This is a genomic window from Parapedobacter sp. SGR-10 (assembly GCF_011030405.1).
Classification (GTDB): Bacteria; Bacteroidota; Bacteroidia; order Sphingobacteriales; family Sphingobacteriaceae; genus Sphingobacterium.
In genome coordinates this window covers 47,417-73,642 of record NZ_JAAJTJ010000011.1, presented here as the reverse complement: position 1 = coordinate 73,642, position 26,226 = coordinate 47,417, and the positions used below count along the sequence as shown (strand labels likewise).

Annotated in this window: 21 protein-coding genes; 13 read left to right on the top strand and 8 right to left on the bottom strand. The window is 44.4% G+C overall.

Annotation, left to right across the window (positions count from 1 at the left end; genetic code table 11):
• Window positions 1-18 precede the first annotated feature (18 nt).
• Window positions 19-1,023, top strand: a complete 1,005-nt coding sequence (locus tag G5B00_RS10055) for a LacI family DNA-binding transcriptional regulator (RefSeq protein ID WP_163874408.1) — start codon at window positions 19-21, stop codon at window positions 1,021-1,023.
• Between the two features lie 10 nt (window positions 1,024-1,033).
• Here G5B00_RS10055 and G5B00_RS10050 read toward each other — a convergent pair whose 3' ends face one another.
• Window positions 1,034-3,484 carry an OstA-like protein gene (locus tag G5B00_RS10050; RefSeq protein ID WP_240894450.1) on the bottom strand — a complete coding sequence of 817 codons (2,451 nt, stop codon included), beginning with the start codon at window positions 3,482-3,484 and terminating at the stop codon, window positions 1,034-1,036.
• A gap of 132 nt (window positions 3,485-3,616) precedes the next feature.
• On the opposite strand from G5B00_RS10050, the gene tilS reads away from it, so the two are divergent.
• From tilS to G5B00_RS10025, 5 genes are all read left to right on the top strand, one after another.
• Window positions 3,617-4,942, top strand: coding sequence for a tRNA lysidine(34) synthetase TilS (gene tilS, locus G5B00_RS10045; RefSeq protein ID WP_163874405.1), 1,326 nt, complete (start codon window positions 3,617-3,619; stop codon window positions 4,940-4,942).
• A gap of 2 nt (window positions 4,943-4,944) precedes the next feature.
• Window positions 4,945-5,427: a hypothetical protein gene (locus G5B00_RS10040; RefSeq protein WP_163874402.1), complete on the top strand. Its 483-nt coding sequence runs from the start codon at window positions 4,945-4,947 to the stop codon at window positions 5,425-5,427.
• A 174-nt stretch (window positions 5,428-5,601) separates the two neighbouring features.
• Window positions 5,602-5,913, top strand: a complete 312-nt coding sequence (locus G5B00_RS10035; protein WP_163874399.1) for a DUF4834 family protein — start codon at window positions 5,602-5,604, stop codon at window positions 5,911-5,913.
• Window positions 5,914-5,949: 36 nt separating this feature from the next.
• Window positions 5,950-7,053, top strand: a complete 1,104-nt coding sequence (gene recF, locus G5B00_RS10030) for a DNA replication/repair protein RecF (RefSeq protein ID WP_163874396.1) — start codon at window positions 5,950-5,952, stop codon at window positions 7,051-7,053.
• Window positions 7,054-7,084: 31 nt separating this feature from the next.
• Complete coding sequence (locus tag G5B00_RS10025) at window positions 7,085-7,399, top strand: DUF721 domain-containing protein (protein ID WP_163874393.1); 315 nt, start codon at window positions 7,085-7,087, stop codon at window positions 7,397-7,399.
• On the opposite strand, the gene G5B00_RS10020 is transcribed toward G5B00_RS10025, so the two are convergent.
• The 7 genes from G5B00_RS10020 to G5B00_RS09990 all read right to left on the bottom strand — a co-directional run bounded on the left by G5B00_RS10020 (window position 7,389) and on the right by G5B00_RS09990 (window position 17,840).
• A complete protein-coding gene (locus G5B00_RS10020; protein ID WP_163874390.1) occupies window positions 7,389-8,324 on the bottom strand; it encodes a hypothetical protein in 936 nt (311 codons plus the stop codon). The genes G5B00_RS10025 and G5B00_RS10020 overlap by 11 nt on opposite strands.
• A gap of 48 nt (window positions 8,325-8,372) precedes the next feature.
• Window positions 8,373-9,785 carry a SusD/RagB family nutrient-binding outer membrane lipoprotein gene (locus G5B00_RS10015; RefSeq protein WP_163874387.1) on the bottom strand — a complete coding sequence of 471 codons (1,413 nt, stop codon included), beginning with the start codon at window positions 9,783-9,785 and terminating at the stop codon, window positions 8,373-8,375.
• 94 nt (window positions 9,786-9,879) lie between these two features.
• Window positions 9,880-13,536 carry a SusC/RagA family TonB-linked outer membrane protein gene (locus G5B00_RS10010; protein WP_163874384.1) on the bottom strand — a complete coding sequence of 1,219 codons (3,657 nt, stop codon included), beginning with the start codon at window positions 13,534-13,536 and terminating at the stop codon, window positions 9,880-9,882.
• Complete coding sequence (locus G5B00_RS10005; RefSeq protein ID WP_163874381.1) at window positions 13,505-14,548, bottom strand: FecR family protein; 1,044 nt, start codon at window positions 14,546-14,548, stop codon at window positions 13,505-13,507. Before G5B00_RS10005 ends, G5B00_RS10010 begins: the two co-directional genes overlap by 32 nt.
• Before the next feature lie 74 nt (window positions 14,549-14,622).
• The gene (locus G5B00_RS10000) at window positions 14,623-15,258 is read right to left on the bottom strand and encodes an RNA polymerase sigma factor (protein WP_163874378.1); all 636 of its coding nucleotides are present in this window, start codon (window positions 15,256-15,258) and stop codon (window positions 14,623-14,625) included.
• Window positions 15,259-15,280: 22 nt separating this feature from the next.
• Window positions 15,281-16,207, bottom strand: coding sequence for an alpha/beta hydrolase (locus tag G5B00_RS09995; protein WP_163874376.1), 927 nt, complete (start codon window positions 16,205-16,207; stop codon window positions 15,281-15,283).
• A gap of 31 nt (window positions 16,208-16,238) precedes the next feature.
• Window positions 16,239-17,840 carry a hypothetical protein gene (locus G5B00_RS09990; protein ID WP_163874371.1) on the bottom strand — a complete coding sequence of 534 codons (1,602 nt, stop codon included), beginning with the start codon at window positions 17,838-17,840 and terminating at the stop codon, window positions 16,239-16,241.
• A gap of 447 nt (window positions 17,841-18,287) precedes the next feature.
• Here G5B00_RS09990 and G5B00_RS09985 point away from each other — a divergent pair, with 447 nt between their 5' ends.
• From G5B00_RS09985 to G5B00_RS09955, 7 genes are all read left to right on the top strand, one after another.
• Window positions 18,288-18,521: a glutaredoxin family protein gene (locus tag G5B00_RS09985; protein WP_163874368.1), complete on the top strand. Its 234-nt coding sequence runs from the start codon at window positions 18,288-18,290 to the stop codon at window positions 18,519-18,521.
• A 30-nt stretch (window positions 18,522-18,551) separates the two neighbouring features.
• A complete protein-coding gene (nrdI, locus tag G5B00_RS09980; RefSeq protein ID WP_163874365.1) occupies window positions 18,552-18,959 on the top strand; it encodes a class Ib ribonucleoside-diphosphate reductase assembly flavoprotein NrdI in 408 nt (135 codons plus the stop codon).
• On the top strand, window positions 18,919-21,024 hold the full coding sequence (nrdE, locus tag G5B00_RS09975; protein ID WP_163874362.1) for a class 1b ribonucleoside-diphosphate reductase subunit alpha: 2,106 nt from the start codon (window positions 18,919-18,921) through the stop codon (window positions 21,022-21,024). The genes nrdI and nrdE overlap by 41 nt, the downstream gene beginning before the upstream one ends.
• Before the next feature lie 114 nt (window positions 21,025-21,138).
• A complete protein-coding gene (gene nrdF / locus G5B00_RS09970) occupies window positions 21,139-22,122 on the top strand; it encodes a class 1b ribonucleoside-diphosphate reductase subunit beta (protein WP_163874320.1) in 984 nt (327 codons plus the stop codon).
• A 157-nt stretch (window positions 22,123-22,279) separates the two neighbouring features.
• Window positions 22,280-23,584 carry a ribosome biogenesis GTPase Der gene (gene der / locus G5B00_RS09965; protein WP_163874317.1) on the top strand — a complete coding sequence of 435 codons (1,305 nt, stop codon included), beginning with the start codon at window positions 22,280-22,282 and terminating at the stop codon, window positions 23,582-23,584.
• Between the two features lie 102 nt (window positions 23,585-23,686).
• Window positions 23,687-25,159, top strand: coding sequence for a cysteine--tRNA ligase (cysS, locus tag G5B00_RS09960; protein WP_163874314.1), 1,473 nt, complete (start codon window positions 23,687-23,689; stop codon window positions 25,157-25,159).
• Window positions 25,160-25,183: 24 nt separating this feature from the next.
• Complete coding sequence (locus G5B00_RS09955; RefSeq protein WP_163874311.1) at window positions 25,184-26,053, top strand: DUF4440 domain-containing protein; 870 nt, start codon at window positions 25,184-25,186, stop codon at window positions 26,051-26,053.
• Window positions 26,054-26,226: the final 173 nt, after the last annotated feature.

Sequence of the window (26,226 nt, the reverse complement as noted above, 5' to 3'; positions counted from 1 at the left end):
TTTACAAAAATAGGCGTCATGACGAATCCGAACAAACCAACGACCATAAAGGAAATAGCACGTAGACTCAAGATTTCACCCTCTACGGTATCCAGGGCACTGAATGATCATCCGAGCATAGGTCTGGTGACGACCATGCGGGTCAAAAAGGTAGCCGAAGAGATGAATTATGAGCCCAACCAGACCGCTATATTTTTCAAACAACGCAAGACCTACACTATCGGTGTTGTGCTCCCCGATCTTTCCGAACCTTTTTTCTCCTCGGCCATCAGTGCCATTGAAGACCTAGCTGATCACCACAATTACACAGTCATCCTAGGACAATCCCGAGACAATCCCGAGCGTCAATTGAAGATTATCCAAACATTCAAAAAACATCGGGTAGACGGGATATTGATCTCTCTAGCCAAAAACAGTACTGATCTTGGCTTCATGGATGTATTGGCTGATATACCTATCGTATTTTTTGATGTAGTACCCGATATAGAGGGTGTCCACAAGGTTCAAAGTGACTTGGTCGCTGGCGTCAATGAGGCCATTGATGCCTTCGTCAGCCGAGGGCATAAAGAGATTGCTATGATCAACGGGCCGGAAAATCTCTTTGCGTCTACCGTACGGACAAACGCATTTCGGGATGCTCTAGAAAAGAATGGGATCGCCTTTGAAGACAAATATGTTGTACACACCGACCTGACCGAAGATGGCAATAGAGCAGCCTTGGATCAAATATGCGCTTTTTCCGAACGACCGTCCGCTATTCTTTCCTGTAGCGATTTCATCACACTGGATGTCATGAAATTTGCTCGCCAAAAGGGCATCGGCATAGGACAGGAAATGCACTTCATCAGCTTTGCCAATTATCCTTTATGGAAGTATATCGAAAACCCACCATTGGGAAGCATAGAGCAGTATCCCGATGAACAAGGAAGAAAAGCCGCTGAAATACTATTTGAGATACTTCATAGCAAAGAGCCAATAGCTCCCAAGGAAATCATCGTCCCTACAAAGCTGGTATTGAAATAGTCAGACCTGGTCACAAATTGGGATCCGTTCCAGTTTCTTTCTCCTGTTTAGACCCATCGTCTTCCTCTTTTCTTCTTGTTTCAGATTGGACAGTATGACCATCCTGTGTTCCCTCGGTACGCTCCGTCTCTCCTTTATCCATAGATTGGTTCTCTATCTTTTTTTCCTGATCTATAGTTATTTCGCTTGGAGAAACAGCCTCCTTGCCAATGGCCAAGCTGTCCTGTGCCCTTGTGCTGTCCGGGGGAACATTTTCTTTTGGCAACTCGCGCTTCCTATTTAAGAGATCTTCTTTTGAGGTAGGTCGATCCTGGGGTCGCCATATAAAACCTTGCAGAATTTCATTTTCCTGATTGACCATATTGAATGGATATACCTTTTGGTCTACTTTACGGATCGTAATATAATCGATGATTTCTTTATTTTGCATTTTAACCTTGATCCGTGCACCTCGGTCGTGCAGCATCTCAGTAATGATCTTGCTTTTTTCATCGGCGGCAAAAGAAATATTTTCGGCGTTACCATCGACAAATATCCTGTCTATATTGTTATTGGCAAAGAAAGCTGTTATTTTCCGGCCTTTGAGCTGGTTGAACTTGACCGTGTCGAGCACCGCATTGACCATAAAAGCATTATTCTTTAACAGGGCATTGTCCAACTGCCCATTGACCATTTGCATATAGATCGTGTCGGCCGAAATCTGTGATCCCTGTGCCCAGACCATCGGTCGCCCCATAAATCGAAACATGGAATCGAGCATACCATAGTAAGCCGAATCGGCTACAGCCTGTAGATCTGACTTGAAAAGACGCACATTGTAATATGCCCTTACGATCCGTGTCTTGGCTGTATCGGCAAGGTTGGCTGTGGAGTCCGGTACGACCACCGGTATGTCAGCAGTCGATGTATCGGGGGTCTGGGCAACCCTCAGCGCCTCTGTAATCTTGTCGTCCGCTTCATTTCCTGTTGGAATGATGGCCTCTTGACGTAAGGTACTATCGGCCTTCAGCTCTACCTCTATTCGCCCCTCTTGGGGCGGTTTCTGAAGCTTAGGGGACCCCACCGGTTTCTTAGTTTTGGGTGTACTTACGGTATCCTTTGGTGTCAAAGATTCGGGTATTTCTACCCTGCTGCTATCCTTCTGCGCGAGGCTATCCGCCCGCACGGATTCTATCGCCACTCCCGCTATGCTATCTTGTCCTATCGGCTTCTCGCCTTCCTCATCATCGCCATAGTCCGGTTCTTTCTCATCCAAGAGCTGGCCACCGCTTCTATCCAAGTTGAGCTGTAAGGGATGGTAGTCTTTTGCCGGGATCATTTTCGAATAGAGGGTATCGGCCGTGAGGTAAACGGAATCTACCTTTGCCGAAGCGATGCTGTCCTTTTCTGTCTTCGATAAGGGTACTATATCGGTACCAGTGCTGTCTTTTTCGGCTACGATAGATTCAGCCGCTTCTTTTTCAGCTTCTTTTTTCTCCCGCTTGAGTTCTTTTTTTGACTTTTTGGTTTCTACGTCCACACTGTCCACTTGGCTTTCCTGCGCCGTACTATCATTTTTGACGACGGTGATGACCAATGGCTTCTCGGTCATCAAAATAGATTCATCGGCTTGCAGATAGACCCCTTTGCCACCATACGCATAAAATTTGTCCAGTGTATCCACAAAAACTACATTACGGAAAGCTTCCCCCACTCCATTATCCCGGTTGTAATACAGACTATCCCCTTTCAGGAATTTAGTGCCTTCTGTATAGAGGTTATTTTTGTTGAACTTGGCTATACCTGTACCGGTGTTGTATGTACCTCGTTCGGTATAGAGGTTTTCGCCTTTATTCCCTTTTATATTGGTTGGGCCAAAGAAATAAGTTTCCTTAGTGAGCGAGTTGTACCGCATACTGTCTGTATACACCTTGACATTAGGCGTGCGGACGACGACCTTATATCGGAAGTAAGCGTCTGAAGTATTTTCAAAGTAATAGGCGGTTTTGGATGTGATGGTATCTCCACGGGACACAATCCGGCCTCCATTTTGATAGGTTCCCGTCTTCGAACGCATATTGTAGGTCATGTAATTGGTCGTCAGAACAGAGGTTCCATCGACCATCTTGACATTGCCGGTCAATCGGGCGTGCTGTGCCGCAGCATCATAATGCAACCTGTCAGAATAAATGACCGTACCCGAAGGCTGTGTAATCACGACATTGCCAAAGGCCTCAAAAAACTGTCGCTTGATCTCATCCTCATAGATATATCCGCTATCGGCAGATAGTGTATTGCCTTTGTGCTCGTAGACTGGTCGATAAAAGACCATGTGCCCCGTCTTTGCATTGATACGACCACTATTGGACGAAACCAAGTTTAATCTATCGGCATTGGATCGTACATTGCCTGTTTGCGGGGTCTGTGCATAAGACACCCCCATTTGGAGCAAACAAAACAAAAAAACAACCCAATGTTTCATAGTCGCAAAAATAGATAAATTAATACCAAAAAAATGTTAATTGCTAAATTTTACCGGCATCTCTTTAACCTACGATCTGGACCGTAGGCTATGGTGTACTGCAATCCAGCAATTATTCACTACTTTTGACCTATGGAACTCCTAAAAAGGTTTAAGGCTTTTTGTGAAAAAAATCACCTGTGGAAAACGGGAGACCGGATTTTACTGGCCGTAAGCGGAGGAAAGGACTCCATGCTGATGCTACGGCTTTTCCATGACCTGAAAATAGATATAGAAGTGGTTCACTGCAATTTCGGATTGCGAGGAGAAGAATCTGACAAGGACGAACTGTTGGTACGCGAATACTGCGGTAATCTCGGCATACCGCATCATGTCCAACGGTTTGACACAGAAGACTATGCTACAACGCACAAACTTTCGATACAGATGGCGGCACGGGAACTGCGCTATGCCTGGTTTGAACGATTGGCAGGAGAGCGCAACTGTACAGCAATAGCAGTGGCACAGCACAAAAACGACCATGTAGAGACCGTGCTGCTCAATCTTGTCCGAGGCACCGGTCTACAAGGCTTACGCGGTATACTACCCAAACGTGGTAACATTATCCGTCCTCTGCTTTTCTTGGAATCCAAAGAAATCGAGCAGGCTGTAGCCCAATGGGATATACCCTACCGGGATGATGCTTCAAATTTTTCGACCAAGTATGCCAGAAACAAGATACGTCTCGATATCATACCTCAGTTTGAACAATTAAACGCCGACTTCATTCCCATCATGAATGAAAACATCAGTCGATTTCAAGAAACCTATGCCGTGTTGCAAAACTTTGTACACACCTTGCGCCAACAGCTCTTTGTAGTGCAAAAACAAAACCAATGGACTATCCACAAGGCAGACATACAAGACAAGGATACTGGCCTGTTGTTTCTTCTTTTCGAGCCGTTCGGTTTTTCTAAATCGGTCTTGGAAGATCTTAAAGATGCTTTGGACAGTGAGCCGGGCCGGATTTTCGAATCCCCCTCCCATGGATTGCTACTGGATCGCGACCAACTGATTCTGCAAGAAAAGTCCAACGAAATTGACGAGTTGACTATCCATGAAGGCCAACAAAAAATCCATTGGGCAGCACACTCTTTCGAGCTGTCTGTTTCGGAAGATCGGACTATTGTGAAGGATCGCTCCACAGCCAAATTGGATATCACAAAATTAGTGTTCCCCTTGACGGTAAGAGCCTGGCGTGAAGGGGATTATTTTCAGCCATTGGGTATGCAGGGAAAGAAAAAGTTAAGCGATTTTTTCATTGACAGAAAGATCAATCTATTTGAAAAAAAGCGTATTCCTATTTGGGTAAACGGAAACGGGGATATCCTATGGATAAGTGGTTTTCAAATAGACGAACGCTATAAAATTACGGAAAATACACAAAAAGTCCTTACATTAGTTCGTCATAAGCTGTAGGTATGAATCAGGATTATATTTTTAAAGAACGGCAATACCTGGGACGGGACAAGTCATGGATAAGTATCCGCTTGACGTTGGCCCTATTTTGTTTCATTGCGTACTATCTCAATTTTGACCATCTGGCCTCACGCCAGTTGTTCTTTATCGTGGGATCGGCCATTATATTGGTCTCGGTCGTCATGATGTACCTGCTGCATTACCAGACAGTGGTATCCAATAATAATATCACACTGAGCGGCCTGTGGACGACGAGTCTGGTCAAGATAGATCTATCCTCCATCGTCAAAGTGGAGAAAAAGGAATATAGCCGTTTTATTTTCAACAACCCGGTGTACAACCTGCACAAGAACGGGAAAATCAGGTTTTACGCAGGCGGAAAAGAGGCTGTCTGGCTGACAGACCGAGATGGATTGGTCTACATCATCGGCACACATAAGCCCGAAGCTCTCTATGAAAGTATAAAGAAAGCGCAAAGGCAATAGGCTGTAAGCAGTAGGCCCTTGTTCTTAATGGATATACAAATCGGCCTATGGTCTAAAGCATATAGCTTACAGCCAGACCCTGTGGGTTAAAATATGTTAAGCCATGACAGTCTGACATTTTTTTGACCTAAGCCTGTCTACATTTTTGGTATATTTGAAGAAATAGATGAGAAAATGAGTACACTGTTATATTTTATATTATTCACGGTTGCGTTTTATTACGTTTTTAAATTTTCAATGCGGCTTCTGGTTCCTTATGCTATGCGGAAGCTGACAGAACGTATGATGAAGAAAGCGCAGCAATCACAATACACCTATACATATGGGCAACCGTTTGGTCAATCAGACTCTTACGACACCCGCCAGGACTACTCTTCCCCACACAACGAGGGAAAGGTACGCGTAGATTACGTCCCACAACAGGAAGAGAAACGAAAAGGACCGGCCACGGCAGGAGAATTTATCGACTTTGAAGAGGTAAAGTAAAGTTCTCTCAGTGAAAACCGTATCTTTGTCCTACTTATGTGGTTAAAGCAGCTTACGGTACTGAATTTTAAGAATTATTCCGAATCTACTTTGGCTTTCTTGCCGGAAGTCAATGCTTTTACAGGAGCAAACGGCGCCGGAAAAACCAATCTGCTAGATGCCATCCATTATCTTTCCCTGTGCAAATCCTATTTCAATCCCATAGATTCCCAACATATCAAAAGCGGCGAAGAATGGTTCATCGTACAGGGTGATTTCATACGTAAGGAAGTGTCCGACCACATCTCATGTAGTCTCAAGCGCAACCAAAAAAAGCAGTTCAAACGTAACAAAAAGGACTACGAACGTCTTGCCGATCACATTGGTCAATTTCCGTTGGTTATGATCTCTCCTAATGACAGTATCATCATCACCGAAGGCAGTGAAGAGCGCCGCAAGTTTGTGGACAATGTCATCTCCCAGACAGACAATAAATACCTGGACACACTGATTCTCTACAACAGGATCTTATTACAACGCAATACCCTACTGAAAAATATCCGTGAGAAAGGTGTGCTGGACACCGGCTTGTTGGAAGTACTCAATATGCAGCTCAGCGAGGTAGGTGAAACGATTTACGAACGGCGCAAAATGTTTATGGAGGAGTTTGTCCCTTTCTTTCAGCGGCACTACCGTTTTCTGTCCGAAGGTGCAGAAGATGTTTCTCTAGTATACGATTCTGCACTACATCATCAGCGGCTAGGACGATTGCTCGAAGAAAGCCTGGACAAAGACAGAATCCTGGAACGGACGACACAAGGTATCCACAAGGACGACCTGCTGTTTACCATACACGACAATATGCCCCTCAAAAAGTTTGGTTCACAAGGGCAACAAAAATCTTTTTTGATCGCACTCAAATTGGCACAATACAGCTTCCTGACGGCACAAAAGAAGTTCAAACCTTTGCTGCTTCTGGACGATATATTTGACAAACTGGACGACAACCGTACCAAAAAGCTCATGCAGATGGTATCGAACGATGAATTTGGACAGATATTCATCACGGATACGAATGCTGACAGAATTCGCCATATCTTTGAAGAGATAGAGCGCCCAATCCGTATATTCGCTATAAGTGAGGGTAAGTTGTACGGATAAATCTGTACCTTTGCTATAGACAACAAAACAAATGGCTAAGCAAGATTTCGATAAAGTTCCGGCAAAAGACGACATCAGCATCAAACAGGCTGTCGAAAAATGGCTAGACGCCTATCGCTTGCGCCAAAAATTTGATGTATCTTCCATAGTAGCTGCTTGGCCGGAGATCATAGGCCCTTATATCGCCAAACGTACCCAGCAGATATACGTCAAAGACAAGAAACTTTTTGTCAAGGTAGAATCGGCCGTAATCAAGCACGAACTCACCATCATGAAAAGACAAATCATCGGCCGCGTAAACGAACATGTCGGACAAGTGATCGTCGAGGAGATGGTTATTCTTTAAAAAATTGATTTGTCTTGGACGAGCGGTTTTCGCCGGTACTCCCGCTCTTATTACCGGAATAAAGATAACCGGCAATATCCAAAGCCATCCCGGCATTATCGTGTGCCACACCGGCTACCGTACGGAGCGTCCAACCAAAGCTGACACCCAATCTATCAGCACATTCTTTAGCACTCTCATAAAAATTCATACCCCGTTCAAATCGATATGCCCCTTGCTTCATAGCTTCCGGTGTGACATTCAGGTTACGGTGCTTCGGATCCGTATCTTCTTCACCGAGTTGCACGATGAGATCACGTGCTAACAGGGATTTCAATCTATCCTCGTCCATTTCCATTCCGTTCACTCCAAAAGGAAAATCTACTCCGGTATCCAACATCGTATAACTGCCCGCATTGGCAGCTACTACACGGCTAACTTTGGTATCCCGTTTGAACAGAAAGAAACGGTGTGCAAACTGCGCACCTGCCGAATGGCCAAACAGATCATATTGCTTCGCTTTGCTTACGCTGAGTCGTACAACTTCCTCAAAGATTGGATCGATGAGCGAATAGGTCCAATCCTGTTCCGCATTAAGCTTGCCATCCTTAGACCACAAATTGCCATAATTGTACATACGGCTGCCCGGAAATCGTTCTTTGGTAAATTCTGGAACAATAACCAATATTTTATATTTTTCGGACAACTCTACCCAGTTGTCACGATAGGTATCTGCATTTCGATTTACCCCATGCATGACAAAAAGCACCGGAAACTCTGCAACCTTCCCTACTGGTCTGTGATAAAATACCCTTATACTGTCACCTCGAAGTGCCGGATGCGTTGAGAAATGGAAAATACCACTACCCGCGGGCAATAGAGATTGAGAAGTACAAGTCGAAAAACCGGCCCACATCAACAGCAGCACAAATAATGTTGATTTCATATTTCTATATCTGCTTTTCATCTTTAGTATCATTGTTTGTACCAAAAGTTATTGATTGACAGGCGTTTTATCGTACAAGCTAGGGATAACTGCCGGCTTGTTTATATTTCGATCCAGTTCTGTCTGCGGATAGAGAAAACGCTGTGGCAGCCGCGTGCCTACATTCGGTGGGAGCGGAAGTCCATAAACCTCGTCCATTGTGCGTCGCATGTCGATGAAACCCTCTATATGTGAATAGAACAATATGTATTTTTCCTCTAATATCTTTCTCAATAAAGCTTGATCCTGGCTTAGACCAGAGACTGCTGCCATACCTGACCCTACGAAATCGGAAGCAACGTAGTCGTCGTATTGCACACCTGTAGTAGTACCGTTTACATGTGCTCCTGTACGGTAATAAGCGCGTAAAGTATTCAGGAAGTTCAACGATTCGGTAAATCCGTCCAGATAATATGCCGCCTCCGCTAAGATCAACAGGTTCTCTTCATATGAAAACAACTTGTAAGGTGCCGTAGGTCCAAATGCTCCATTCGTTGTAATATTGTTGATAGAGCGACCACCTGTCGTGGTCACCAAATAATTGAACCGTGCAGTTTCATTGGTTTTCGTATCGCCACGGTAGGCACTACCTGTAGGAGAAAGGAACTCAAAAAAATATGTCCCACTGGTCTCCATATCGAATGCCCGGTTTCCGCGATAGAACTGCTCATAAAGATTCTGAGCGTTCAGCTCGTTCATAAAAAAATCAGCTTGCCATACATCTGCCGGAGCCATAATCCCCAATAATCCATGATCAAACGCTTTTTCATAATCGCCCACATGCAGGTAAAATCTCGCTTTCAGCGAATGGGCCACTTTGATCCATTTTGCAGGATCTCCATCGAAGAACAGATCTGCATTTGCCACCGGCCTTCCAACCGGACTTTGTAACGCGGTTATCGCCTCATCCAACATGTTCTGTACACCAGCATATACGTCCTGTTGACTATCATACTTGGGGTTGCTGTATTCGACGTAGCGACCCGCCTCTGTAAAGGGGACATCTCCCCACAGCGCAGCAGTTGTCCCAAACGTATGTGCAGCCATTACTTTGGAGATTCCAACAATGATACCTTCTCTATTATCTGCTTTTGCAAGTTCTTCAAGAACAATAGCATTCCGAACGACCCGATAACAGTCTGCCCAATGCCCGCTGAAATCAGCATTAATAATCGTATAATTGTATAAGGTCAGGTACTGTCTGTCCGTTCCCCGAAAATAGCCGTTCAATAGTCCTGCATCGCGGGTCATTTCTCCTGAATGCAGGGTAACTGCCCCTAATTGCGACCCCGTCAAGAGCAAGTCAGGCGACGTTGCCGACGGTTGGTTGGGATTGTCGTTCAAGCCCCCTACGATCTTACTGCAGGCCGTCGTAAAACCGATAACGATGGTCATCCATGATATATATACTAACTTTTTCATTGGAATAATTTTTCTTTTAGTGGCAATGAAGCTTGTATGAATTATTCATCTCTTTTTGTGGATTGCAATTCATGCAGGTTTCATCATATACATTTTAATAGGTAAGCTTTAGTGTAAATACATAGGAACGCGTGGCAGGATTATTGAAATAATCTATACCTCGTACAGTTCCTATTCCGGACAAGTTGCTATTAGGATCATTGCCCCTAAATTCTTTTGCCCAAACAAAAAGATTACGCCCCGTAAGTGCCAACTCCACACCTTGGAGCTTGGTCATATTTCTGAATTTCTCCGATTGCAACGAATAAGATAGTGTCAATTGCTGAATCCTTGTCCATGAAGCATCTTGGATAAATTGCTCGGAAGCCCCGGCATAGCTTCCCGGGCCCTGACGGTACCAGCTTTCATCCAACGCTACCGGACCCGCACCAAAATCTTCTATATTCCCTCTAAACTCTGTTCCCTGCGTAACAACCTGACCGTTCCATGCCATCATATCATAAGGTGCTACGCTGATATTGGCAGTTTCGGGTGCCATACCATACTGTAATAGGGAAGCGTAAGTTCCGGCGAATATGTTGCCGCCCTGCATCGTTTCGATCACCACGTCCATAGCAAAGTTTTTGTAGCGCAACGTTGTCAACGCACTGCCACGCCAAGCAGGATTGGGATCTCCGATCACCCCCTGTGCTTCGGCCACTTGAGGGAACCCATTGACATCCAGTACCAGGGCATTATTGGCATCCCGCAACCATTTCTTGCCCCAAAGTACACCCAATTGGTATCCCTGTACAGCACGTCCGGAAACACCCGAAAGACCGTCCAAATTCAACGATTCGGCATCTGGCAACCTGGAAACCACGTTACGGTTGTGATCCCACAAGACACCCAATGTCCAAGTAAAGTCATTCTTGCGAACCACATCGTAGTTTACATCCAACTCTACCCCCCAGTTCTTGATTTCACCGGCGTTGTCCTGCATATTGGTATAGCCGGAAGATGACGGAATAGGCACGTCAAACAGTACATCCGTAGTCTTATTGTTGTAATAAGTGAAAGATGTACGCAAGCGATTGCTGATAAAGCGCATATCCAGTCCTGTTTCGAATTCGGTCTTGATTTCGGGTCTCAAGTAAGGATTCCCAACTCGGTTAGCCGGTACAAATGCACCATTGCCAAACCACGAAGACTCCAGGTTTCCTCCATTGGAATCCGAATAGGTCGGGGCTGAAAACTGGCTGATCGTACGGTACATAACAGGTTCTACACCCACCATAGCAAAGGAGGCTCGCAGCTTACCAAACGAGAAATAATCCGGTAATTCCAAATTGCGGTGAAACTGCCATGCCAACGTAGCCGAAGGGAAGAAGAAACTGCTCTTAGCCAACTCGCCAAATGTAGAAGCACTCTCAAAACGACCTGTCAGCATTAAGAACAGGTAGTCTTGGTAATTCAAGTCCACAGAGCTGTACAGCGCCGCATTGCGACGGAGTGTTCTGTTGTTGGATAATCCATAAGATCCTGCCCGCCCGTTGACAAAATTTCGAAGAGGCGAATCCGGATCGATAAAACCCGTTATCATTCCTGATATATCTTGGTTGCTTCTTTGGTTAAAGTTGAAACCGACCAACATCTCCGAATGTAAACCTGCATACAATTTCGGTCGGAATATGGTGATTGCGTCTGCATTGATTTCATAGTCCATCTCTTTGCTTTCGTCATACCGTCCCAAAGATTGAAGCTGACCGACACTGCCTGTCGCAAAATAGGCATTCCGTTCATCGATATAGGTATCGACTCCCGAGCGCAACATCACCTCCATCCAATCCGTGGCCTTTGCATTAAATTGGAAACTGCTGATAAAGCGGTTCACACGGCTAAAGTTCTCTTGATTATGAATGGTCCATAGCGGATTATTCCAACCTGGGTTTGCAAGGGCGCCAATCGGACTTCTAGAACCCCGTTGGCGGTTTCTTTGAGGAGTTGCCCCTGCTCCTGTGTAATACTCCCCTTCATAATCCAGAATGTTGAAATCCGGAGGTGTTCTCAGCATCCCCAAATAAAGCCCCGAACTGGAGTTTCCTTTGCGGATACGGTTGCTGTTCGATAGCGTATAGGCTGTATTCGTGCTCAAGGAGATCTTTTCGCCAAACTTGCGGCTGGCATTCACCCGAAATGTAGTCCTTCGGTAATCACTGTTATTGCGGATAATACCATCCTGCTTAAAATCACTCAAACTAACAAAATAAGTCGCCCGGCTATCTCCGCCACTCAAATTCAACGAATTGTCCAAAAAATATCCATTCTGGAAAACCTGATCAAAATTTGAATCATGATAGATAGTCTGGTCTCGTTTTTCGACCACAGGATAGTAGATATTGCCATTGGCAGCCCGGAAGAAAGCACCCGTGTTATCGATGACATCCGACCCACCAAATCGATCCGCGATCAAATCTCCCCAAGCTTGTTGTGATGTTGAGTTGTATATACCGGCATTTCCCTGACCGAAAGTGCTTTGCAGAGGGTGCCTTTCCAAAATCTGGTCGTAAGAATACGAAGATTTGAAGGATATATTTAGTTTGTCATTAGCTTTTCCTTTTTTGGTGGTAATAACAATGACACCGTTGGATGCTCTGGATCCCCACAAGGCAGCAGCAGCGGCTCCTTTCAAAATGTCCATGGATTCAATATCATCTGGGTTGATGTCATTCAGACGCGATTGCTGGTTTACGCCCTCGGTAGAGTTTCCTGAAGATGAATTGTCAATTGGAATACCGTCAAGTACGATCAATGGTTGTATCCCACCAATTGTGCTGGCACCACGTATCTGTATATGTGAGCCTGCTCCCGGATCTCCGGATGTTCTGGAGATGCGTACACCTGAGGCTTTTCCGGCCATACCGTTGATCACCGATCCTTCCATCGAACTGGCTATCTGTCCTCCGCCGATCTGCGATGTACTGTACCCCAAAGCATCCGCTTTACGCTCAAAGCCCAAGGCATCAACCACCACCTCTTCTATTTGTTTAGCGACCGGGTAAAGAGTTATCTCTATAGTACGCCTACCGTTGATTGTCTCTACATGCCTTTCATATCCTAAATTGCTAAAAATCAATCGTTGAGCAGCTTCCGGCAGCGCTATCCTATAACGTCCCTGGGCATCGGTCACCGTTCCTCCACCAAATCCCTCTATCGATACGGAGACTCCCGAAACAGTCTGGCCATCCGAAGATACGACACGCCCCTCTACAATCCTGTCCTGTAATGTAGGCGAAGGAGAAACTGTTGTTTTCTGCATATTAGAGACTTCTTCGTCTTTGGACACTGCGGCACGCTGATCTATTTTTGGCCGAACTTCTGCCTGTGCATCCCTTTCACTTCTACGGACAATGATATAATTTGTACTCCCCGATATTTTGTTGAACGTCAAAGGACTGTTTTTAAGCCAGGCATTCAGAATCCGCTCAGTCGAATAATTATACTGTACAATCGCCTGTTGATTCACTTGTATTCCTTTGATGATTCCCGGCTCATAAATGATTCCTGTCCGGGTCTCCTTGATGAGCAATTCTAACCCTTTTTGCAATGAGATCAGTGTGGCACCGTTCTTTTTCTGCTCTGATAGCGTGACGGATATTCCGTTGGGGTATGTGGCTTGGGTCTGTCCTATCCCCATAATATAGAACAATAATACCAGTCCAAGCGGTTTATACATGTGATTAAAAAACATGAGTTGTCTGATTTTGTACATGAATCCTGTGTTTTTTTATTTCCAATATTTTTACTGTATCCTGGTCTCTTACGATCACTAGATCCAGAGCCTTTTCCAATACGTGCAGAAGATCATCGATATTGTCCAGTCTGATCTGTCCACTAAGTTTCCTTTTCAACAAAGTTTCATCATCACATTGTATGGTCAAGCCATAGCTTCCCTCGACAAATTGTATAATTTCACTTAGGGAATTGTCGTTCAACAGTATCTTTCCATCTATCCAGGAAATATGAGGCTGTGCATTCGTCTCACTCATGACGAGATCCCCAGATGTATTGATCTTCACCGATTGTCCCGGTTTCAAAGTGTATACTTCGCGCTCTCCTTTCTTCCTAATGTCCACACGTCCGGATTCCAGCACGACATAGCTGTTGTCTGTCGTGTTTACACTAAATACCGTACCTATCACATCAATCAGTAGTTCTTCAGTATGTACCTCAAACCTTCGGTATTTCCCATCGGTCATCTTTTCAGGATTCACTTTGAAGTGGGCCTCGCCTTCTAACCACACCTGTCTGACAGAGTCATCGTCCCAGGACTTATGGAAGCGAATGCTACTGTTCCTATTAAGCGTCACTTCGGAACCATCAGGTAGTTTCAACATAGCCTTCTGGGCAATATCTGTTTCAAAGGTGATCGTGGGGTTATGCCACAGCTGAAACCATATCACAACCGAAACCAATACACCTGCCAATACTGCCACCAGCCCATAAATCGGTCTTCTGATGGATGATGGTCTACTGCTATTTGTATACGTTTCTTTACGTATCCTGTCCTGTAGTTTACGCCAATGTCTTGAAGTAGTATCTACATTGTTGTTTTCGGTATTAAAGCGAAGGCTGTTCACGACCAGAGTGGCGCGCTCGACAACTTCTTCGTATTCAGGATTTTCCTTTATCCATTTCTGCCACTTCTCCACATCCTCAGAATTACTCCGATATACGAAATTGATGAACGATTCACTTGCTAGTTTTCTATCTATTTTTTTCATTTTTTCAAACATGCTACGTCAACATCTTTGTTCAGAGATTTTGTTTATATACTTGGCCCTTTCAAGAGCTGTAGTCACTCGGAATAACGATCCAGTGACATTGCCCGGAGTAATGCTTCATTGTTGCGCAGGACCTGTAGCGCTGCCTGACAGTAATTGAGCACAGACTGGTAGTTGATCCCCATTACCTTTGCAACTTCTTTGTATGGAATATCCTGGTAAAATCTCAGATAAATTACTTCTTTTTGCCGCTTGCTCAGCTGATTCAATGCTTCCTTGACGATTGAACGCTTAAAGAAATCGCCCTCTTCTCTGATCATGACCATCTCTGGAGAAAATTCGATATCGGGATTGAACGTAAATAGCTCCAGTGCCAGCACCTGCTTGCGCCGGATCTGTTTTAGTTTCAGCAGTACCCGTCGTCTGAGTGAACTGAGCAGATAGGCTTTGATGGAGACGGCTACCCCCAAATTTCTACGTGTATGCCAAAGACTCGAAAACATATCCTGTATAACATCATCGCTGACATGCTCATCTTTGCTGATATTCAAGGCATATTGGTATAGTAGTGGGTAATTCTTGAAATAAATCGTTTTGAATGCCGCTTCATCCCCTTTTTTGAACAGCCCCCACAGCTCGCTATCGGTGAGCGCTGGACTTGTGCCTGATGTGACACCCGGTTTTTGTTCCATATTTTCCAAAGGTCTCATGCTATTGATGCTGTTTGTCTATCTATTTTAAGAAATTGGCCGCCGATGGAGCCATGCTCCTGTTGCTGTGTCCCGCACCGGGTACTGTGGCAAGCTTCCATCCGAAAGACACCCCACGGCTAGCTGCCAACTCTTTGTGATAATTGAAATAATAATGCCCCCGTGCAAACCGATGAGGTCCTTGTGCCATAGCAGGCGGATCGGTATTGAGATTATCGTCTACATTCACATCGGCCTCACCCAACAGAATCACTACATCCTGTGCCAAAGCACGATTGATCTGCTCATCGGTCAGCCCAAGGTTGCTTATGCCATAAGGATAAGCCGTACCCACATCCAATAATGTGTACCAGCCCGCATTGGCAAAAATAGCCCTATTAAGTCTCATTGGCTCAGATTTGAGAGTCACCATACGGCTTACAAACTGCGAACCTGCTGAGTGTCCATAGATATTGTACGTTTGCTGAGTACCGCCGATCTCCGCAACGACATGGTCGAAGATAGCCTCAATCGTAGAAAAAGTCCACTGATCTTCCGGATTCAAAGTTCCGGAGGTTCCTCCGCTTCCACTGAATACATTGCCTACGTTGTAGTACCTGCTTCCAGGATAGGCAGCGGTAGAATATTCAGGAGCGATAATGAGCCAGTTGTTTTCACGGGCAAGATTGACCCAATTGTTACGGTAGGTCTGTCCATTACGCTCTACACCATGCATAATAAACAGGATAGGTACATCCTTGGGGGCATCCCGTGGTGTGTAAAACCATACTTTGATTGGGCGGGAATTTAAGGGTTCATATACGTAGGTAAACGAACCGCCCCCTGCATCGTTAAGGTCATTGGTGGCCAATATACCCAGATCCGGTAAGATTGTGCGATCTTTTTGACAAGCAGTAAACATCCAAGTGCCTACTACGGCGATAATCAATAAATATATTCTTTTGTACATTATCTCTTTTCTAAAATTTGTGCTATTTAATTTAATTCCACCAACCTGTCCAGTCATTTCCAGGATCTACCGCACCAATATAGGGTGCAGGGCTAAACCAAGAATCTAATGTGACAGGATCTAGCGCACCATTCGTGTCTACACCCTTATAGCCTTCCGTAATAGTGACAGGAGTAGTATTATTAAAATAAGGTGATGCGGATGAATTATAGCTGGAAGCGCTGCTATGGAAGTTCTGATTACCACTACCGTTGCCCCAAATCCGACTATGAGCAACGAGGACATCATTGGTAGCATCGGTACGCAATCCGGGATTACCTGTACCGTTTATCCAACAGTTGTAGATACGCACCTTTGCTCCTCCTGTATAAACACCGCTACTCTCATCACGAATACGTATACCCCGTGTATTTGTCTGACCTCCTCCTTGGATGCTTACATTACTAAACACAGGGAAACCCAAAGCCCCTACATTTCCATATCCGTCGATAGCTGTGTAAGCACCTCCAGGATCATCACTATAGGTAGCTACAAAAAACTGGATCAACCCACTATAACCGGCCTTCCACAACAAGGCTCGGCCTTGAGGGCTGTCCACAAACAAATACTTAATCTTAACAGTACCTCCTGAGATTGAAACCCCTGTTCTACTTGTTCCAGACCTGTTCACATAAATATGTTCAAGTTGGGTACCACTACCCACCGCATTCAAGTTGAGCGCACCATTCACAAGAGCAGCTGCAGTGCTCGTTCCCGAGGTCACTTGTGCTCCGGCATAGGCGATCTCTACATACTTCAAACTGCCTGAATCATCAGCCTCATCTGCCCCTCCATATTGACCATAATCGGAAATAATAGTAGGATGAGTAGTGGTGACTGGAGCCAACCCATGAATAAAAAGGCCAAGCCACTGTCCTCCCGCGCCGCTTCCGGTTCGAGCCGCTAAGCTAGTGAATACAATAGGCTCTGCTGCTGTTCCTTCGGCCATGATTTTTGTACCTGTAGTAATCAGCAGTGCCGCGTCAGCTCCATCAGCATAAATAGTTGTCCCTTCCTCAATAGTCAGGACAGCTCCCTGAATAACAGCAACTTTGCCACGTAGCAAGTAATCGTGATCGTTAGATAAGGTCACATCTCTGTTGATATCGAGATTGATCAGTTTATAGTTATTACCACCAATCGTGATATCCTCAAACTCAAAATCGGGAATTGGCGGTGCATCAATAATCTGTATCGTAAGACTCTGCTCCGTACGCCTGCCCTGTTTGTCTTCCAATACAAACAGATAGACAATTTTATCTCCGCTGATCGCTCCCTCTGGAACAAGATACTGAATGGCGTATATTCTTCCTACCTGCCCGGAGGTACCTTCGATGGTTTCTAAAAGCTGTCCACCTCTGCTCACCCGGATAGCGGCAATACCAGCTTGCGCTTCCAGCGAAATCGTCACATTGACCATCTGACCTTCGTAAGCCTCTACCACATTACTTTCCGTAGACAACATGATCCCAGGTGCAGGACGCTCATTGTTTGTTGTGTTGAACGTATCTTTTTTACAACCCGTAAAAAAAGAGAGAATAAAAAAACAAAAAGCATAATAATAGCATGCCTTGGGTTTTGTTAAATTCATCATATCATTTATCTCTAATGTTAATATTTAGTAGCTGTATTGATGAGAATTATAGCCGGCAACGGTCGTGTGCCCAACACATCATAATAGATCTACGTCAGTTATTTAAAGACATAGAGCACAAACATACCGTTTGATACTCATCGGATTAAAATTTTCCACAAAAAAAAGTTATCTTTGTAATAGAGGAGATCGTTCATAAAAAACTCTTTTTCAAAGTTATCCACATACGTTAATTGCTGTTACACAGATTTTTATTGAAAAACACAAGCTACCAGACGGCTTTTCTCCTCAGCCTTGTGGACAATGTGGAAAAGTATGGCTACCGCTCCCCCGTAAAATATAGGATATTTGTTCTTGTTGAGATTGACACTATCTCAGTTCAGCGTTATTTTATAATCACAGACGATTACCCTGTAGAGGGTAGCCGGTTCAAAAACATAACAAGACATGGCTAGAATCATTAAATTTGAAAAAAACGATTGTGCGCCTTGCGCACAGGTGTCCGCCTACTTGGACAACAAAGGTATTTCTTATGAGACGGTAAATCCATTCGATGCACCGGAGCTTGCCGTCAGATTTAAGGTTCGTACAGTGCCTACTGTCATTGTGTTGGAGAATGATGAAATAAAGCACCGTGTCATCGGTTTCAAACCCGAAGAATTGGAAGCTATTGCAAAATAAATCGTTGGTCTGTAAAAATTGGAGGGAAAAATGATCCATCTATATTACGATAGTAAAACCGGTAATGTTCGACGCTTTGTCGAAAAGGTGATACAGGTTACCGGTTGGTCTGCTCAATGTATCCAAGAGGATATGGAGGTAGACACGCCTGGCCATTTGGTTACGTTCACGACAAACTTTGGCAAGGTTCCCCCTTTGACCGAAGAGTTTATGAAAAACCACAATGACAAGATCTTTTCGGTAAGTTCCAGTGGAAACCGCAATTGGGGAAGAAATTTTGCGATCGCAGCAGACAAGATCTCAGCCATATACGACACATCATTGGCATTCAAATTCGAGCTTTCGGGCACCATGGAGGATATTAATCAATTTATCGATATAATAAAGAATCAATACTATGATAGCAAACGAGGTAGCAAAAAACTGGATATTGCTTAATAACGAAATCATGATCAAACATGATGACGAGTACAGCCTCCACAAAGATAAGGAGGCTGTTCGTGCCTATTTCTTAGAGTATGTCAACAAGAACACAGTGTTCTTTTACACGCTCAAAGAAAAAGTCGATTATCTGATTGAGCATGACTATTACATCAATTTCTACGAATGGTTCACATTTGAGGAAATGGAGGAGGTGTATAATTTTGTCTTCGCCAAAAAGTTCCGTTTCCAGTCATTTATGGCTGCCTTCAAGTTTTTCCAAAGCTATGCCCTGCGTGATGACTCCGGGGAGAAATTTTTGGAAAGATACGAAGACCGTGTCGTAGCTGTGGCCTTGTTTCTCGCTCGTGAGGAAGGGGTACAGAAAGCTATCGAATACGCCGAGATCATGATCAATCAAGAATATCAACCTGCTACCCCGACATTCTTGAACGCCGGAAAAAAACGTTCGGGAGAATTGGTCTCCTGTTTTCTGGATGAGATCGGTGACAATCTCAACGGTATCGGTTATGCCGTCGATTCGGCAATGAAATTATCTTCCATTGGCGGAGGTGTATCCTTCAATATCTCCAAGATCCGTGCCCGTGGCGAAGCTATCAAGGGCGTAGACGGCCGTGCCGGAGGAGTCCTTCCCATTATGAAAATCATGGAAGACACATTCTCCTATGCCAATCAGCTCGGTCAGCGTCCCGGAGCAGGAGCGGTGTATCTGAATATCTTCCACTCGGATATCGAAGAGTTTTTGGATTGTAAAAAGATCAACGTAGACGAGAAAGTCCGTATCAAGTCTCTATCGATCGGTATCATCATCCCGGACAAATTCATGGAACTGGCCGAAAAAGACGAGCCTTGTTATCTGATCTATCCACATACGGTCATGCAAGAATATGGTCAGTTTTTGGATGAAATGGATATGGATGTGATGTACGATGAGCTGATCACCAATCCAAACGTCAAGAAAAAGAAAATCAATGCCCGCCACCTCTTGGTCAAGATTGCACAGACACAGAAAGAGTCTGGCTATCCATACATCTTCTTCAAAGAGAACACCAATCGTGCGCACGCATTGAACGGTATAGGAAAAGTCAAGTTTTCCAATCTTTGTACCGAGATCATGCAGGTTTCCGAAGTATCTGATATCGAGATATATGGCAAGGAAGACACGATCCGCTACGGCATATCCTGCAACCTTGGCTCACTGAATATCGCCACCGTCATGGACAACAAACGTATCAGAGAAACTGTCAAAACGGCGATGCGTGCGTTGACTGTCGTGACCGACGTGACCAATATCGAAATGGTCCCTTCCATTGCCAAAGCCAACAGAGAATTGCACTCGGTAGGTTTGGGTGCGATGAATCTCCACGGCTATCTGGCCAAAAGCTTCATCATGTACGAATCACATGAGGCCCTGGATTTTGCCAATACCTTCTTCATGATGATGAATTATTATTCTTTGGAGGCTTCTATGGAAATCGCCAAAGAAAGAGGACGGACATTCGTTGGTTTCGAAAAATCTGCTTATGCGGATGGTACATATTTCGACAAATACTTAAACCGAGACTATCTCCCACAAACGGACAAAGTCAAAGAACTGTTCGAAGGTATCCATGTACCGACTATCGAAGATTGGGCCAATCTAAAGGCTCAGGTACAGGAGCACGGTATCTACCATGCTTACCGTTTGGCGATTGCACCGAATCAATCTACTTCATACATCATGAATGCCACAGCTTCGGTCATGCCTATCGTGGACATCATCGAGGTGCGTGAATACGGAGACAGTACGACGTATTACCCTATGCCGTACCTGACCAATGACAATTATTTCTACTTCAAATCGGCCTACGATATGGATCAGATGAAAGTATTGAAACTGATATCTGTCATCCAACGTCATATTGATCAAGGGGTATCGACCATCCTGCATACCAATTCAAAAGATTCCACACGTGATCTGGCGAAGTATTATATCTATGCGCATAAACTTGGCCTGAAATCCCTGTACTATACACGTACACGCAAGTCGACTATTGAAGAGTGTATCTCTTGCTCAGCTTAATAATAGATTTGGAAATGAGCTAATTTGAAGATTTGGAAATGAGATAGTCTAACGACAAGACATTTCCAAATCGTCTCATTTTCAAATTATCTCATTATATTTTTTAATTTTTCAATGAAACAATTCACTGCCGTAAACTGGAATACCCCGGACAACGATTATGCGTTGATGTTCTGGGAGCAAAATATCAGACAATTCTGGATCGATACAGAATATATCCCTTCGAAAGATATCGACAGCTGGAAAGGGCTAAGCTGGGATATGAAAGAGTGCTATAAAAAAGCCTTGGGTGGCTTGACATTGCTGGATACATTGCAAAGCCATACGGGCATGCCCAAAATCATCGATCACATCGACTCGCTTCAAAACAAAGCGGTACTGTCTTACATGTGTATGATGGAAGCTATCCATGCCAAATCCTACTCGACGATCTTCACCACCGTATCTACGACCAATGAGATCAACGATGTATTTGGCTGGGTCGCACAAAACAAATTCCTACAATTCAAAGCAGCCACTATTGATCAGTATTATCGTGCCATAGACAAAGAAAACCCGACAGACGAAGAATTGTTCATGGCTTTGGGCGCATCCGTATTGTTAGAATCTTTCTTATTCTATTCAGGCTTTTTCTTGCCTTTGTGGTTGTGTGGTCAGGGACAGATGGTCGCCTCGGCAGATATCATCAAGAAAATCGTTGCTGACGAGTCTATCCATGGTGTTTTTGTCGGTTTGATCGCACAGGAAGTTTTTGCCAAACTTCCTAACAAAGAAGAAGTCAAACAACGTTTCTTGGCACTATTGAACGAGCTTTACGAAAACGAAATCAAGTATACCGAAGAACTGTACACCGTAGTAGGACTTACTGCTGAGGTAAAAGAATACGTACGCTACAACGGCAACAAAGCCTTGATGAACCTGGGTTTTGATCCTATTTTCGAAGTGAAGCAGGTCAACCCTATCGTGTTGAACGGTCTGAACACCGAGACTACACAACACGATTTCTTCTCCAAGAAATCGACCAACTACGAAAAAGCAACCGAGATCGTGCATCTGATGCATGAGGATTTTGCCATGGATGCCACGGTAGAGATTTAATACAAATGCCAAAGGAGGTTAAAGACACCTCCTTTGGCATTTGTAGCTTGCCCTATCCCAGTTAAAAATTTTCCAACTTTATTCCGTAACTTTGTAGGCTTTAACAAGCAGGGGTGCCGTGAGGTGATCCTTCGCAAAACTAATAGAGAAAGAAAACATGGCAAATATTGTAGCGATTGTAGGTCGTCCAAACGTAGGAAAATCCACCTTGTTCAACAGGTTGACAGAAAGCCGGAAGGCCATCGTAGACAATTTCAGTGGAGTAACACGGGATCGCCATTACGAGATCGCAGATTGGATCGGAAAGAAATTTACGGTCATCGATACAGGTGGTTTTGTCCATGGTTCGGATGATGTCTTTGAAGAGGCTATCCGGGATCAGGTACATATTGCCATTGAAGAAGCTTCCGTGATCCTATTTATGGTAGATGTGACTACAGGTATCACTGATCTGGACGACGATATTGCCGATATTTTGCGGCGCAGTTCCAAACCTGTATATGTCGTGGCCAACAAGGTAGACCATGCGAAATTGCACCACGCTTCGGCCGAATTTTATGCCTTCGGGTTAGGAGAAGTCTTCAATATATCTTCCGCATCCGGATCCGGTACAGGCGAGCTTTTGGATGCAGTAGTATCCCATTTTCCCGAACCGGAAGAAGAGGAAGAAACCCCTTTGCCCAAGATTGCTATTGTGGGACGCCCCAACGTTGGTAAATCTTCCCTGACAAACGCTTTGCTTGGTGTGGATCGAAATATCGTCACTTCTATTGCCGGCACCACGCGGGATTCCATACGTATCCATTACAACCAATTCGGACATGAATTTTTGCTGATCGACACAGCTGGTCTAAGGCGCAAAGCCAAAGTCAATGAGGATATCGAATTTTATTCTGTCTTGCGAACCATCAAGGCTCTGGAAGACTCGGATGTGGTGGTCTTGATGTTGGATGCCAACGACGGTATCGAAGCACAGGATATCAACATCTTCCATTTGGCAGAGAAAAACAAGAAAGGTATCGTGATCGTAGTCAATAAATGGGATACTATCGAGAAAGACCATAAGACCATGAAAGAGTTTACGGCACGCATACACGAGAAGATAGCTCCTTTTACGGATGTGCCTATCATCTTCACCTCCGTGACGGAAAAGCAACGTATTTTCAAGGTCGTCGAAACAGCGATGGAGGTCTACCAAAACAAAACCAAACGCGTTCCTACTTCCCAATTGAATGACGTCATGCTTGAAATCATCGAAAACTATCCTCCCCCAGCCATTAAAGGAAAGTATGTCAAGATCAAATATATTACCCAATTACCAGGAAGATCACCGATGTTTGCTTTTTTCTGTAACCTTCCACAGTACATTAAGGATCCATACAAACGTTTTGTCGAGAACAAATTGCGTGAAAACTTTGATTTCAACGGAGTACCTATCCAGATATTCTTCAGACAAAAGTAGATTTGTAGTGGTCAGTGATCAGCAGTCAGTGTTCAGTGATAGTTACTGATAACCGACAACTGATAACTGACAACTGATAACTGACAACTGATAACTAAAAAAATGCAGCACAATCTGACCATTTACAACACACTAACACGAACAAAAGAAAAATTCGAGCCCATACATCCCAATCTCGTCGGAATGTATGTATGTGGGCCTACCGTTTATAGTGATGTACATCTTGGCAATTGCAGGACGTTTGTGTCTTTCGATCTGATATTCCGCTACTTGTTGCATTTGGGTTATAAGGTTCGTTATGTACGTAACATCACCGATGCAGGACATTTGGAAGGTGACAACGATGAAGGTGATGACAAATTTGCCAAAAAAGCAAAGCTTGAGCAATTAGAGCCGATGGAAATCGTGCAAAAATACACATTGGGTTTCCATGAAGTGCTTCGATTGTTCAACACCCTGCCTCCAAGCATAGAGCCTACCGCCACTGGCCACATCTCGGAGCAGATCGAGATGATCAAGAAAATCCTTGACAACGGTTACGCATACGAGGTCAACGGTACCGTATATTTTGACGTGGACAAATATGTGAAAGAACACAACTATACAATCCTGACCAACAGAAAACTGGAAGATTTGCTGAACAATACCCGTGAACTCGGTGGTCAGGATGAAAAAAGGGGACGTTTAGACTTTGCCCTATGGATCAAAGCCAAACCGGAGCACATCATGCGTTGGCCTTCCCCTTGGGGCATAGGATTTCCCGGCTGGCATATCGAATGTTCGGCCATGAGCCGCAAATATCTAGGAGATCAGTTTGATATCCACGGGGGTGGAATGGACCTGGCAGCCACGCACCACACCAACGAAATCGCACAATCCGAAGCTTGCAACCATGTACAACCTGCCAAGTATTGGATGCACACGAATATGCTTACCGTCAATGGTGCCCGCATGTCCAAATCCGCGGGCAATGGTTTTTTGCCCTACGAATTGTTTACCGGCAGTCATCCGCTTCTGAAGCGTGGCTACTCCCCTATGGCTGTCCGTTTCTTTATGTTGCAGGCGCATTACAGAAGTACCTTGGATTTTTCCAACGAGGCTTTGGATGCTGCGGAGAAAGGGTATAAGCGACTAATGACAGCCATCGGACTACTGGACAAAATCGTGCCTGCTTCTCAGAACAAGTTCGATCTCGACATCCAAGCCTTGCGTCAGCGATGCTATGCCGCTATGGACGATGATTTCAACAGTCCGGTGTTGATTGCCGAACTATTCGAATTGGTACGTCTGATCAATTCCGTCTACGACGGGATCCAGCGGATAGATGAGGCTACTCTCATGGAGATCAAAGAAACCATACAGTATTTTATATTCGACATCCTCGGATTGAAAGATGAACAATCGGACGGAGATAACGGCACCACCGAAAAATTGATGGAACTCATTATCCAAATCCGCAACGAAGCAAAGAAAAACAAAGATTTTGCGACATCGGACAGTATCCGCAACGAACTTGCTACTATGGGTATCCAACTCAAGGATAGCAAGGATGGAACACTTTGGAATAAGATTTGATCATGCAAGGACAAAATAGATAAAATGAACTTGAAAAAATCCAGCTATATTTTATTTCTTATCTTTTACATAGCATGCGTTTATCCCGCTTATGCACAGTTGCCCAATAAGGTGGGTGGACTGATATCTGCGGACCGTAATGCAGCTGTGTTGTCCAAAAAAGAAAGTCCACACGCAGCCTTCATGTCGATCGTCGACAAACAATCCGTGTTTTATGTACCTTCACCTGTAAATGCCCTTAATTATCTGAACAATAGGCCTAATATCGCCGATGTCATGTCTTGGGATCCCAATTTTGCCGTAGTTTCCAAAAGCTTGGATTGGGGGGTGACATCTGGAAAGATGGAATTCCAAAAAGTAGGAGCTATCAAACGATACGGGCAGTACCTCACGGTCTGGAAACGTGGAAAAAAAGGCGTCTGGACGGTGGTCTTGCGAGCAGAAGTAGAAAATTTTGGCAAAAAAAAACCTGCCGATCTTGTCTATTTCGAACCGGACGATTCCTGGTATCTTAAGCATCGCTCGCAAGTACGCCTAAAGCAACGTGAGGATGTGGTCTTTTCGACGGACGAACTCTTTTCCACTATTCTAAAAGCAGATAACGCAGCCGGTTATAGAGAATTTTTGACAGACGATTCTCGCTTTTATTACCCTTGGCAAGAGGAAATCATAGGCAAGAACAATGTATTGGCGTTTATCAAGAAACAACGGATCGATATCATCACCGAACCTGCCTCCGTGGGTAGGGCATATAGTGGTGAATTCGCTTATACCCAAGGTACAGCAACGGTACATACCAAAGAAAAAGCCATCAAATTCAATTATATTCGTATTTGGCAACTCACCGAGGAGTATAAATGGAAAGTAATGTTGGAAATGCTATTTGAAAGATAATCCCCCCCCTTTATGGACCATTATCAACAATAAACAGGGCCAAACCAAACCTACCTCTCCCCCCTAAAAACCCCTTTCTTAAAAAATCTATTTTTTTTGAGTACTTTTTACGATCGGTGTCGTTTTTACTAATGAACTGACAAATTATGCCTTTTTTAGACTAATCAGTTTTT